The organism is Vibrio sp. THAF64 (assembly GCF_009363455.1).
GTDB classification, from domain to species: domain Bacteria; phylum Pseudomonadota; class Gammaproteobacteria; order Enterobacterales; family Vibrionaceae; genus Vibrio; species Vibrio coralliilyticus.
Window position 1 is genome coordinate 2,731,846 of sequence record NZ_CP045355.1, and the last position, 12,965, is coordinate 2,744,810.

The window sequence follows — 12,965 nt, forward strand, 5'->3', positions numbered from 1 at the left end:
CTATGGACATCTTGCTCTCTATACTTGGATTTGCTGCAGTTCTGGCGATCTGTCTCTACCATCGCACTTCGCTGGTGAAGTCGATTGCTGCTCTTACCGCCACTCTGGCAGTGCTTTCTATACTTGGCACCGCAGGCTCACTCAGCTGGATTCTTTTCATCGCAGCTACTGCGGTAATCGCGATTCCTTCCGTTCGCCAATCTCTGATCAGTCAAAAAGCGCTGACTTTATTTAAAAAAGTCTTACCAGCGATGTCGCAAACGGAAAAAGAAGCTCTCGATGCTGGTACCGTTTGGTGGGAAGCCGAGCTGTTCAAAGGCAAGCCAGACTGGAACAAACTGCATGCAATTCAAAACCCTCAACTCACTGCCGAGGAACAAGCGTTTCTTGACGGTCCAGTAAACGAGGTTTGCGCAATGGTGAATGATTACCAAGTGACGCACGAACTGGCAGATTTACCCCCTGAAGTCTGGCAGTACCTCAAAGACAACAAATTCTTCGCCATGATCATCAAAAAGAAATACGGTGGTTTAGAGTTTTCTGCTTATGCCCAGTCCTTAGTACTACAGAAATTGACCGGCGTGTCTGGCGTTCTTTCTTCTACCGTTGGTGTACCTAACTCTTTAGGCCCAGGTGAATTACTTCAACATTACGGTACGACAGATCAAAAAGATTACTACCTACCTCGCCTTGCAGAAGGTAAAGAAATCCCTTGTTTCGCCCTAACCAGCCCTGAAGCTGGTTCTGATGCGGGTTCCATTCCTGACTTCGGCGTGGTGTGTAAAGGCAAGTGGGAAGGCAAAGAAGTCCTAGGTATGCGCTTAACCTGGAACAAGCGCTACATTACCTTAGCGCCTGTAGCTACGGTTCTGGGCCTTGCCTTTAAACTGCGTGACCCTGAAGGCTTACTTGGTGAACAGGAAGAACTGGGCATCACCTGTGCTCTGATCCCTACCCACCTTAAAGGTGTTGAGATTGGTAACCGCCATTTTCCACTGAACGTTCCTTTCCAAAACGGACCAACTCGTGGTGAGGACTTGTTTGTTCCACTCGACTTCATCATCGGTGGCCCTAAGATGGCTGGCCAAGGCTGGCGTATGCTGGTTGAATGTCTGTCAGTTGGCCGTGGTATCACACTGCCTTCAAACTCTACAGGTGGTATTAAAACGGCAGCGCTTGCTACAGGGGCTTATGCTCGTATTCGCCGCCAGTTCAAACAGCCAATCGGTCAGATGGAAGGTGTGGAAGAGCCATTAGCGCGTCTGGGTGGCAACGCCTACGTGATGGATGCAGCCAGTAACCTAACTGTCGCAGGTATTGATTTGGGCGAAAAACCTTCCGTTATCTCCGCGATTGTAAAATACCACTGTACCCACCGAGGTCAGCAGAGCATCATCGATGCCATGGACATTGTGGGCGGTAAAGGTATCTGTATGGGGCCTTCGAACTTCCTAGCACGTGGCTACCAAGGCGCACCTATTGCTGTAACCGTTGAAGGGGCAAACATCTTAACCCGCTCAATGATCATCTATGGTCAAGGTGCTATCCGTTGCCATCCTTACGTTCTTGAAGAGATGAATGCGGCTTATTCAGACGCTTCTGATGCACTAGATAAGTTTGATGCTGCACTTGCAGGCCACATCAGCTTCACAATGAGCAATCTGGTACGCAGCTTCTGGCTAGGTCTCACTGATGGCCGTTTCTCATCCGCACCAGTCAAAGACACTACTACTCGCTACTACCAGCAGCTTAACCGCTACAGTGCGAACATTGCATTCCTGTCAGATATTTCAATGGCCGTGTTAGGTGGTTCGCTGAAACGTAAAGAGCGTTTATCAGCACGTCTGGGTGATATTCTCAGCCAGCTTTACCTCAGCTCAGCAACACTCAAACGTTATGAGAGCGATGGCCGTATCGCCGACGATCTTCCACTGGTTCACTGGGGACTACAAGATAGCCTGAAGCAGACAGAAGAAGCGATTGATGAATTCCTAGCTAACTTTCCGAACAAATGGCTGGGCAAAGTGCTACGCGTGATGATCTTGCCATTTGGTCGAGTGCGTAAAGCGCCAAGCGATAAGATTGATAGCCAAGTTGCTCAGATTCTTCAAACACCGTCAGCGACACGTGATCGATTGGGTCGCAACCAATACTTCCAGGCGAGCGAGTTCAATGCCGCAGGTAAGATTGAAGAGGCACTGCACATCATTCTTGAGGCTGAACCGGTATTTAAGAAAGTCTGTAAAGCCATCAACGAACGACGTCCATTCCTACGTCTCGACTTAATCGCAGACATTGGCTTAGAAAAAGGCATTATCGATTCTGCGGATGCACAACTACTGCGCAAAGCAGAAGAGCATCGCTTATATGCCATTAACGTGGATGATTTTGACCCAAAGGACTTAGCTGCCAAGCCGCTAGAGATAACACCTCAGATGGATGAAGTGGCATAACGTTCACACTGACTAAAAAGGGCTGCCAAGTTGGCAACCCTTTTTTGAGGTAACCACGAATCTTATTTCTTCGGCATCTCTAATTGCATTTCAGGCATCATTTCTTTCTTAGCTCTTAACTTACGCATCACAAACCAAACCGCTAAACCAAGAATAATCATCACAACATTTCCGACCCCAATCATAATGAAGGTTCGAGTGCGTTTTTCTTCTCGCATTTGAATCAAACGCATTTCTTCCATCAGCTTCTGTTGCATCATGCGTTCTTCTTCCTGCAGTCGACGCGTTTCTGCAAAATCAATTTCTTCAAGCACACTATAAGTATGTTCTTTGATTGGAAACACCAGTGGGCGGCCGGAGCCCATTTCAGTCGCAAACACCTGCCCCATCCAAGAATAATTGCCGATTTCGCCGTTATAAGGGATGGTCAGTACCACTTTTTCTGATTCTTCTGAGGCGCTTTCCGCCGCCGAGATTTCGCTATTATCTGGAGACTTGTGCTCAATCTGGGCTGCCAAACTGCCCGGCTGAATCATCCCCTGCTCCCCAGAGAAAACCACTTGGTGATCTTTCCCTTCTTCTCGGCTTTGAATAAAAGTGGTTTCAATCGGTGTTGGATAAATCAGCACTTCCTGCTCCTGAGCACGGAGGAACACACCATTGCCTGATGTAATGCGTACACGATATTTGCCCGGTTCTGGGGATATGTTCAAAGAAACCGTAAATACACCATCCCCTGCCACTTCATCCAATCCACGGCCATCATCAGCAAACTCACCAATCGTGTAGGGAATTGGTCTTGCTTCCTTGATCAGTTCCTCTTCGTTTTCTACATACTTGGTAAAAGTGACCATCAGCTTGACTCGTTCAAGGAAGTCTCTGAGCACCAAAGGTTTGCCATCCGCCGTCAAGCGAGCGGTAAATTTAATTTCTTCATTTTGAAATAGCCGTGTCGGCATGGTATCCGTCGACAATTCAAGGTGGGAGATAAGAATGATTTTATTCTTAGGTGTGATTTTGCCTATTGCCTGCCAAGGACCGGGCATGGGATTGTCAATCGAGATGATGTCCATGGACGATTCTTGATACCAACGGACATTGTCTGGGCTGCGCCAGGCGTAGTACTTTTTACCATCCGGGCGTACCAGAACGACCGGACGTGAGCGCTCCGCACGATAGATAACAAAGGTAATTTGTTTAATGGTTGGGTCTACTCGAAAACGGTTGTCGAGCAGCGACATTGAGGATTCCTCAGCATAACCAAAGGTACTGACCAACAAGCCCAGCAGGGCAAACCAAATCCTCAACATTCCTTCTCCTATTGACGCCAGAGGCAGCTTCCGCTCTTCTCCACCAGATCCAATCTATTTTGATGTGCTTCTAGTTCATCGGCCGTTGCACGGATAACCTTTAGTGATTTTCGACCACCAGCTGCACGTTTTATTGACTCGCCTCCCACATTGCCGTCTGCGTTGCCAGAATTAAATTGCAGTGATGTCTGGCCACCTGTCATCAACAGATAGACGTCAGCCAGAATCTCCGCATCGAGCAATGCCCCGTGGAGGGTACGGTGCGAGTTATCTATACCATAGCGGTCACATAGCACATCAAGGTTGTTTCGCTTACCTGGGAAGATTTTCTTCGCCATGGCAAGGGTATCGGTCACCTTACAGTAGTCATCCGTCTTACCAATGCCGGGATCGAGCATATTGAACTCGTAATCCATAAAGCCGGTATCGAAGGGCGCGTTGTGAGCGACTAATTCAGCGCCTTTAATAAACTCGAGAAATTCCTTATGGACATCCTGATACTCTGGTTTGTCGACCAGAAACTCGTCAGTGATACCGTGAACTTCGACCGCGTCAGGCTGAATTTCGCGATCGGGTTTGATGTAAACATGAAAATGACGTCCGGTCAGTTTACGGTTGATGATTTCCACCGCACCGATTTCGATAATACGGTGCCCTTGATAATGAGGCCCGCCTTCACGGTTCATACCTGTAGTTTCGGTATCGAGTACCACGATACGATTGTGGTTGGAATTGTTGCTGGTATTCATAACAAATTGTGTGTCAGACTATGCCAATAATGTGCTTAACCCAATAGTATCAAATCATGACGAAACAGGTGGAAATTTTCACAGATGGTTCTTGTTTAGGCAATCCGGGTCCTGGCGGATACGGCATTGTTTTACGCTACAAACAAGTAGAAAAGACCCTTGCTAAAGGTTATACCCTAACCACGAACAATCGCATGGAAATGATGGCTACTATAGTCGCACTGCAAGCATTAAAAGAACCTTGTGACGTCATACTCACCACTGACAGCCAGTACGTTCGACAAGGCATTACTCAATGGATCCATAACTGGAAAAAACGGGATTGGAAAACGTCCGATAAGAAGCCAGTTAAGAACGCCGATTTATGGAAAGCGCTCGACGCTGAAACCGGACGTCATAAAATAGACTGGCGCTGGGTCAAAGGCCACGCGGGTCATCGAGAGAATGAGATGTGCGATGAGCTCGCCCGTGCTGCTGCTGAAAATCCGACCGACGAAGACACAGGCTATCAGCCTAGTTAGAGCTGCTTCGCTTGCTCGAGATTTTGTAATTGACGCCAATCGGCGTCAATTTTCGTTTTAGCTTCCAATGTGGCTTGATAGGCTTTAGTGGGTAAGTACGTTTGCGGGCAACAATAAAGTACAAACTGCCCATAGGAGATGCCCAATCCCCTAAGCTGTTTTCCAGCCAAGTCCACATTGTGCGGTATTTCTGCATTGGAAACAGTGCGTAGCTGTCACACTCAATCACTTGATAGTTCAAGACACTCAACCAGTCGCGGATACGATTCGGGGTAAACATACGCCCACTCCAAGGCAAGTTATTCTTACGCCACGGCATCAGACTCGCCAAACCAGTGAGGCTGATAGGATTAAACCCAGTGATGATCAAATACCCATCGTCGATCATCACCCGATCGACTTCTCTCAACATTCGATGGGGGTCATTGCAATAATCCAGCTGGTGCGCCATCACAACAGCATCGAAACTTTTTTCAAGAAACGGAAGGTCATAACCATCTGCAATCACATTGTGCAAAGGGTTCTGGATATCGAGGTTAACTTGGTGTTGAATATTACAATTAAAGCTGGTTAACTCGCAGCTCAGCCCACCCAGCTTAAGCATATGATAGCCAAATAGTTTTGGGCACCATTCATCAACACGGGTTTGTATTGATTCACTGACCCATTGGCCATTCTTAAGCTGAGACCATGAATGAGGCTTTTCGAGCTTCTTAGTACTGCGTGCTGGCTTCATACTTAACCTGCTTCACTCTTGGTAACCGGAGAGACAACTATGTTAGATATCAAAAGCATACCTGCATTTAACGACAATTACATCTGGCTGATTAAAAATAGCGATCAGCGTTGTGCTGTTGTCGATCCGGGAGACGCGGCCCCAGTATTGGAATACCTTAAACAGCACGAGTTAAGCTTAGAGGCGATCTTAATTACCCACCACCATAATGATCACATCGGCGGCGTTCCAGAGTTGGTCAGACAATTTCCGGGCGTCGATGTGGTAGGCCCTGCCAATGAGCCAGTGCCAACGCTGACCCACGCCGTTGAGGCCGGTGAGCAAATCGAGCTGTTTGGCGAGATCTTTTTCGTTTTAGGCTTAGAAGGGCATACACGCGGACATATTGGTTATGTCGGTGATGGAAAACTGTTCTGCGGCGATGTTCTGTTCTCCGCCGGATGCGGCCGCGTATTTGAAGGCACGATGGAACAAATGCACACTTCGCTCAATAAACTGGTTGCCCTACCCGAGGAAACCGAAGTTTACTGTGCGCATGAATACACAGCCAGCAATGTCGCTTTTGCCCTTGCGGTGGAGCCAGACAACGAACTACTGCAGCAATACCGTGACGAAGTGAATCGCCTGCGAGCGCAAAACAAACCGACTCTGCCGACCACCATTCGTAAGGAAAAATGGATTAACCCTTTTCTGCGTACAGACCAGCAAAGCGTCATACGTTCCGTCGCTAACCGGACCCAACAAACGGACTCACTCGCCATTTTTTCGGCGTTACGTGAGTGGAAGAACGAATTTTAACGTTTTGCAACTTGTCACTTCCATATTTAGACAAGTATTATCAGCAGCCAAATAAAAAAAGGGCTGTGAAATGCGAGTTAAACACAGCTGGGTATTAGCACTGCTACTAACAGGATGTCAGCTTACCCAGCAGACAGAGAGCGATAAAACTGCTTCTCCGGAGACCAATAATCCACCACCGGTAACTTCTTCAGAACCGACCACCAAAACTTCAGAGTCGGTAGAGTCATCTAAAACTGTTGTAACACCTCAATCTCAGGAAGATGTTTGGCATCGCATTGCCATGCAATTGGATTTCCCGATTCCTGATGACAAAATGGTGGATTACTACCGTACCTGGTATCTCAAACACCCCAATCACCTTAAAACCGTTTCCGAACGTGCCCAGCCGTTTCTTTACCTAATCACGGAAAAAATTGAACAACGTGACCTCCCCCTAGAGCTTGCTCTTCTACCTATCGTTGAAAGCTCATTTGATGCCTTTGCATACTCTCACGGCAGCGCCGCTGGTCTATGGCAGTTTGTTCCAGGTACAGGAAAATATTACGGATTAAAGCAAAACTTCTGGTACGACGGGCGTCGTGATGTTGCCGCCTCTACAGATGCGGCTCTTGATTATTTAGAAGTATTGAATAAGCGTTTTGAAGGAAACTGGAGTCACGCAATCGCGGCATACAACAGCGGCGGTGGCCGTGTTTCCAGCGCCATTCGCAAGAATAAGCGTTTAGGTAAGCCAACTGATTTCTTCTCTCTGGACCTGCCTAAGGAAACCAGTGGATATGTGCCAAAACTACTCGCACTGGCAGATATCATCGCAAACCAAGATAAATACGGCATCGATATACCTGCCATTGCCAACCGACCAGTAGTAGAACTGGTTGATCCTAAGGAACAACTGGATTTAGCGATAGCCGCTAACTACGCAGGCATCAGTGTCAAACAGCTACAAAGCCTAAACCCCGCATACAACCAGTGGGCAACTGCCCCTGATGGCCCACATCAACTGTTGCTGCCAGTTGGAAAGATCAACACGTTCAAAGCCAAAGTGGCGGAAAACCGTGGCAAAGGCATGAAAGTGGTTCGTTACAAGGTCAAGTCCGGTGATAGCTTGAGTGTATTAGCCACCCGATACAACACCACAACGAAAGTCATTCAGAGTGCAAACAACCTTAACGGATACAACATCCGTGTCGGCCAGCATTTGATGATCCCGACATCAACCAAGGATGATCAAGCCTATACACTGAGTGCAACCAACCGATTGGCAAAAACTCAAGCCAAATCGCGTGGTCAGTATAAGCTCACCCACACTGTACGCTCAGGCGATAGCTTATGGAGCATCGCGCGTGCCAATAAAGTCTCCCATCAGTCTCTAGCAAAATGGAATGGCATGGGACCAAGAGACACGCTACGTGTTGGACAAAAGCTGGTTATCTGGAAAAACAGTTCTGACGGCGCAATCATCCGTACCGTTTTCTACAACGTGAAATCTGGCGATACCATCAGCGGCATCGCCAACAAATTTAAAGTGAAATCTAATGACATCGTGAAGTGGAACGGGCTAAGCAAAAAGAAATATCTACAGCCTGGTCAAAAGCTAAAACTCTATGTCGATGTAACTAAGGTGAGTGTATGACGCCTTCTTCAAACCCTCTCGTGATGCTGGTTGACGTATTTCGCTCACCCAGCGCTTGTTTCCTCGCACTTTACCAACGTGGTGCTTGGGGCTGGCAAACCTATATCGTGTTGATGTTGTCCCCATTTCTCTTTTGGGGCGCCTACTTTGATATTGTCGATTTTGAGTGGCTGCGACAGGGCTTGTCTGCTCAGCTCGCACAAACCAACCCGACACAATTGGAGCTGCTTGATGCGAACACTCTGATGGCCAGTGAGATCATCAGCGACGTAGCAGGCCGAACGTTAACTATTGTGATGTTGGCGTTCTGGTTCAATTTAGCCACCAAACCCAGTCAGCACCAACATGGCTTCTGGCGCTGGTTTGCCGCAAGCACTGTCGTCGTGTTTCCAGCGATCATTGGCGATCTGGCGAGTTACGTCAGCCTGCTTCTCAAGCATGGTCAGGTAATGGTGTATGCGGCGGATCTCAATAGCCTCAATGGCCTGTTGAAACTGCCGTTGACCAATGAGTGGTCACAATTTGCCAGTTCATTCCCGCTGCTCTTACCTTGGTATATCGCTTTAGGCTATGCTGCTGTCGGAACTTGGACGGAATTCGAACGTGGTCAAGCGTTGGTAATTTCAGCGCTACCATGGGTGGCGTATTACATTATCTGGGCGCTATATATCGTCATCAGCTAAGCTAAACGTAACCTCAAGAGGATTATGGTCAGAGGCGTCGGATTCCGGCGCCTCTGCTTTTATCAGGGTTAATCCTCGATAAAAAACATGATCGAGTGGCAATCCGGTTATAAATTGAGTACGGTGATCAGGGCGATAGCTCACCTCTTTCACTCCAAGCGTGTCCAGTGCGCTTCTCATTACCGCCATCCTATCTGCACTCCAACTATTAAAATCACCGGCGACGATAATCGGCCCTTGATGCTTGCTCAGCTCATCAACCAGTGTACCAAGCTGCCTCTGATACTCATCCGTACCATAGGTAAAGTTCACCGCATGGATATTGACAACCGACAGCACCTGACCATCAGATAAAGGGTACGTGGCATAAATAGCAGATTTAGGTAAGCGCAGCCAAGGTTCCAGCTCAGTGTAAGCGCAAGCGAGTTTAGGCAGAGACTTAGATAAATTAAGCACCCCAGCGCTGCGTTCAAACGCTTTAAACGCGTCCACTTGGTTACCAAACCAAAGTTGCTGTTTCATCCACTCCTTTAGTTCAGCGGTCATGCTAGCTTCTTGAAGTAAAACCAGCTGTTTTTCGCTAGAGTACTTGGTCAGTTCTTGTGACCAGTTGCCACGATTTTGCTTATAAATATTCCAAACGAGCAGATTTATGTTGCCATTGTTGTCAATGGGCTCCACGTTAGATGCATGCGTACAACGCATTGAAATATCTTCCCCTGACGGAGAAATAGTCAATAGTTGAGGCTGCTTAGGAAGAGAAAATGTCAGCTGGAAACCTCCAACTACAGCGGCAAGAACAACAATAGGTAAGATCAGCAGACGCTTTTTTTTCACTTGAAACGACCATTAAGAAAAAAGAGCCTTGCGGCTCTTTTAAGAATATCGAATTAGATTGCGTCTTCGTCTTCTTCACCAGTACGAATACGGACAATGCGCTCAATATCAGTGATAAAGATTTTGCCGTCACCAATCTTACCGGTTTGAGCCGTCTCAACAATGGTATCGACACATTGCTCTGCAACATCGTCCGTCACAACAATCTCAAGCTTAACCTTAGGTAAGAAATCCACCATGTATTCTGCACCACGGTACAGCTCTGTATGCCCTTTTTGACGACCAAAGCCTTTCACTTCAGAAACCGTCATGCCCGTAATACCAACTTCCGCCAACGCTTCACGAACGTCATCCAATTTAAATGGCTTAATAATGGCTTCGATTTTTTTCATGTTCATCCCTTAAACTTCAGCAATTTGTCTCATTATCCCATGATAAACAGGCAATAAAAAGCCCGAGCTTTTTATGCTCGGGCCAAATACTATTGTTAATGACTTACTTTAGACTCGCGTAGTACGCCGCTAAATTGGCCACATCCGCATCACTTAACGCTGCAGCTTGTGCCTGCATAACAGCAGCTAATCCACCGTTACGTTCTTTGTTTTTGTAGGCATTAATTGACGTCACAATGTACTGTTCGTTTTGGCCTTTCAGGTTAGGGTAACCTGGAATAACAGCGACACCATCTGCGCCGTGACACGCGGCACATACCGCCGCTTTTGCTTTTCCGGCTGCGACATCACCTGCAGCCATAGCTTGTCCAGCAAACAGACTCATTCCGACTACTAGTCCAATAGCGATTTTTTTCATTGCTCTTCCTTATAATTCCATTTTATTTATATGTCTTTATGTATACAATTTTGACACAACTGGTACTGGCTTGTCCCAGACAAGTTCACAGTCTTGGCCTGCAAAGTGATGATCAACAAATAAATCGGCTACAGCGGCAACCCGCTCCCCACACATTAAAGTCGGCACGCGGCGCCTCAACCAACTCGGCACTCCATATTCCTGAAACAATTTTTTCAATTTTCGGCTATGGTTGCGATCAGTAGGCTTCGCGCTCAAGCCTTGAGGCTCAAACGTAACGGATAATGGCGCGGCTTCAAGTGCAGCTTTTGAAAGCTGCCCATTATTACTAGGTTGGAGTAATAAAGAGCCTAATGAGTCAGGCAAGTTCAACGCTGTACCAATGGTAATATCCCGCTGCCAGCCAGACAGTTCTTGCCACTGCTCAACCAGATACAAGCGCTGTTCAAAGCGGCGAACTTGTCCACCCGATATGGAGAGTGCAGGGTTGGCATCTTGACGACTGAGCGCTACTTCCTGCCACACCTTGTTCAGTTGCTCACGGCTGGGCATGCGTGCCTGATGATGAGAGAGCCACATCCTGAGTAAGCGAGCTCGCATCAAGGGCGTCATATTCTGCAAAGGCTCAATCCATAAGCTGCCATCTTGATGCAGCACCTCTACTAAGCGCTCAGTCAATAATTGATCAAGAAGTTGCTCTTGCTCAGCACACAGCTCGGCACTGCGCTGCACGGCCTGAGAGAAATGCGGCCAACGTCGTGTGATGACAGGCGCTACCTGATGGCGAATGAAGTTGCGATCAAATCGCGTGTCTTGGTTACTTTCATCTTCAACCCACTGCAACTGTTCAGCTACTGCATAGGCTTTTACATCTGATCGGCTTACTGCTAGCAATGGCCTAACAAGCAGTGCTTCACCAAAAGACATAGCCTGAGCCATAGCGGATAGTCCTTTGGGTCCACTGCCGCGTTTCAATGCCAGCAAGAATGTCTCAAACTGATCGTCACTATGCTGACCCGTAAGCAGTAAATCTTCCTTGGAAACATACTTACTTAGAGCCTGATAGCGAGCCTCTCGTGCGCTTTCTTCAATGCTTTTTCCGCTTTTTTCCAGCGTCACTCTCTCAAGATTAAAAGGAATACCGTCTTCTGAGCACCACTGCTTACACTGCTCAGCCCAATCGTCAGCATTACTACTTAAACCATGATGGACGTGTACTGCTAGCCCCTCTTGCTGATGCTCGCGGCAGTACCTCGCCATTAGTGACAGCAGGACTCTGGAATCCAGACCACCACTCAAAGCAAGCACTAACTTACCGTCAGGCAGCCTGTGTTGGTCAATGACAGAAGAAAATGTCTGATATAAATTCATACACAAAGAAGAGAGTTTTCAATGCTGCTAGTTTACCACCCATAACAAAAAAGGCTGAACCTAAGTTCAGCCTTTGATTTTTAATCTTGAGCGATCAACAATAACCGTAGCTCATTAAGCGCTGGTAACGGCGTTCAAGCAGAGCATCATTGTCAAAATGTTGTAGCTCATCAAGCTGCTTGACCAAAGTCGCTTTCATATTAGAAGCCATTTGGATGTGATCACGATGCGCACCGCCTAAAGGCTCTTCGATGATTTCATCGATCAGTTCTAGCTCTTTCAAACGTGGAGCAATTAGTCCCATCGCTTCCGCTGCTTGTGGCGCTTTATCTGAATCGCGCCAAAGGATTGAAGCACAACCTTCAGGTGAGATAACAGAATAAGTCGAGTATTGCAGCATGTTCACGTAGTCGCCTACGCCAATAGCTAGTGCACCACCAGAGCCACCTTCGCCTACCACGTTACAAATAACAGGCACTTTTAGACCAGCCATTACTTTAAGGTTTTTCGCAATCGCTTCCGACTGACCACGTTCTTCAGCACCAACACCTGGGTATGCACCTGCAGTATCGATGAAAGTGATGATTGGCATGTTGAAACGCTCAGCCATTTCCATCAAGCGAAGCGCTTTACGGTAACCTTCTGGCTTTGGCATACCAAAGTTACGTTTCACTTTCTCTTTCGTCTCACGACCTTTCTGGTGGCCAATGATCATAACAGGGCGGCCATCAAGACGAGCCATACCGCCAACAATCGCTTTGTCGTCAGCGTAAGCACGATCACCGGCTAGTTCTTCGAATTCAGTAAAAACGTGCTCAATGTAATCAAGCGTGTATGGGCGTAGCGGGTGACGAGCCATCTGAGCTGTTTCCCACGCGCCAAGGTCGCTGAACGTTTTCTTCTTCAGTTCTAAGCTTTTCTTTTCTAGCTGTTCGATCTCTTTGTCTAGATCAACGCCAGAGTCACCACCGTGACGAGAAACACCACGAAGTGCTTCAATCTTAGCTTCAAGTTCTGCGATAGGCTTTTCAAATTCTAAAAAGTTCAGGCTCATCTATAGA

The 12,965-nt window shown here is 47.4% G+C and carries 13 protein-coding genes; 5 read left to right on the top strand and 8 right to left on the bottom strand.

Annotated features, from left to right (window positions below; translation table 11 throughout):
* The first annotated feature begins 2 nt into the window (after positions 1 to 2).
* Complete coding sequence (fadE, locus tag FIU99_RS12750) at positions 3 to 2,453, top strand: acyl-CoA dehydrogenase FadE (protein ID WP_152472299.1); 2,451 nt, start codon at positions 3 to 5, stop codon at positions 2,451 to 2,453.
* Positions 2,454 to 2,515: 62 nt separating this feature from the next.
* Here fadE and FIU99_RS12755 read toward each other — a convergent pair whose 3' ends face one another.
* Positions 2,516 to 3,763 (bottom strand): TIGR03503 family protein, encoded by a 1,248-nt coding sequence (locus tag FIU99_RS12755; RefSeq protein ID WP_006957883.1) that lies wholly within the window; start codon positions 3,761 to 3,763, stop codon positions 2,516 to 2,518.
* Positions 3,764 to 3,771: 8 nt separating this feature from the next.
* On the bottom strand, positions 3,772 to 4,512 hold the full coding sequence (dnaQ, locus tag FIU99_RS12760) for a DNA polymerase III subunit epsilon (RefSeq protein ID WP_006957885.1): 741 nt from the start codon (positions 4,510 to 4,512) through the stop codon (positions 3,772 to 3,774).
* A gap of 56 nt (positions 4,513 to 4,568) precedes the next feature.
* Here dnaQ and rnhA point away from each other — a divergent pair, with 56 nt between their 5' ends.
* Positions 4,569 to 5,033, top strand: coding sequence for a ribonuclease HI (gene rnhA / locus FIU99_RS12765; protein ID WP_006957886.1), 465 nt, complete (start codon positions 4,569 to 4,571; stop codon positions 5,031 to 5,033).
* Here the strand turns inward: rnhA and FIU99_RS12770 are convergent.
* A complete protein-coding gene (locus tag FIU99_RS12770) occupies positions 5,026 to 5,769 on the bottom strand; it encodes a class I SAM-dependent methyltransferase (RefSeq protein WP_006957888.1) in 744 nt (247 codons plus the stop codon). The two genes, rnhA and FIU99_RS12770, sit on opposite strands and share 8 nt — an antisense overlap.
* A gap of 39 nt (positions 5,770 to 5,808) precedes the next feature.
* Between FIU99_RS12770 and gloB the strand changes: the two genes are divergently transcribed.
* The 3 genes from gloB (at position 5,809) to FIU99_RS12785 (ending at position 8,886) form a co-directional block, all read left to right on the top strand.
* Positions 5,809 to 6,567 (top strand): hydroxyacylglutathione hydrolase, encoded by a 759-nt coding sequence (gloB, locus tag FIU99_RS12775; protein WP_006957890.1) that lies wholly within the window; start codon positions 5,809 to 5,811, stop codon positions 6,565 to 6,567.
* A gap of 70 nt (positions 6,568 to 6,637) precedes the next feature.
* Positions 6,638 to 8,203, top strand: a complete 1,566-nt coding sequence (locus FIU99_RS12780; protein WP_006957891.1) for a LysM peptidoglycan-binding domain-containing protein — start codon at positions 6,638 to 6,640, stop codon at positions 8,201 to 8,203.
* Complete coding sequence (locus FIU99_RS12785) at positions 8,200 to 8,886, top strand: YIP1 family protein (RefSeq protein WP_006957892.1); 687 nt, start codon at positions 8,200 to 8,202, stop codon at positions 8,884 to 8,886. Before FIU99_RS12780 ends, FIU99_RS12785 begins: the two co-directional genes overlap by 4 nt.
* Here the strand turns inward: FIU99_RS12785 and FIU99_RS12790 are convergent.
* The 5 genes from FIU99_RS12790 to accA all read right to left on the bottom strand — a co-directional run bounded on the left by FIU99_RS12790 (position 8,866) and on the right by accA (position 12,958).
* A complete protein-coding gene (locus FIU99_RS12790; RefSeq protein ID WP_006957893.1) occupies positions 8,866 to 9,723 on the bottom strand; it encodes an endonuclease/exonuclease/phosphatase family protein in 858 nt (285 codons plus the stop codon). The genes FIU99_RS12785 and FIU99_RS12790 overlap by 21 nt on opposite strands.
* Before the next feature lie 53 nt (positions 9,724 to 9,776).
* On the bottom strand, positions 9,777 to 10,115 hold the full coding sequence (glnB, locus tag FIU99_RS12795) for a nitrogen regulatory protein P-II (RefSeq protein WP_006957894.1): 339 nt from the start codon (positions 10,113 to 10,115) through the stop codon (positions 9,777 to 9,779).
* Between the two features lie 103 nt (positions 10,116 to 10,218).
* Positions 10,219 to 10,533, bottom strand: a complete 315-nt coding sequence (locus FIU99_RS12800; RefSeq protein ID WP_006957895.1) for a c-type cytochrome — start codon at positions 10,531 to 10,533, stop codon at positions 10,219 to 10,221.
* 36 nt (positions 10,534 to 10,569) lie between these two features.
* Positions 10,570 to 11,904, bottom strand: coding sequence for a tRNA lysidine(34) synthetase TilS (gene tilS, locus FIU99_RS12805; protein ID WP_006957896.1), 1,335 nt, complete (start codon positions 11,902 to 11,904; stop codon positions 10,570 to 10,572).
* A gap of 94 nt (positions 11,905 to 11,998) precedes the next feature.
* A complete protein-coding gene (accA, locus tag FIU99_RS12810; protein ID WP_006957897.1) occupies positions 11,999 to 12,958 on the bottom strand; it encodes an acetyl-CoA carboxylase carboxyl transferase subunit alpha in 960 nt (319 codons plus the stop codon).
* Between the last annotated feature and the right edge of the window lie 7 nt (positions 12,959 to 12,965).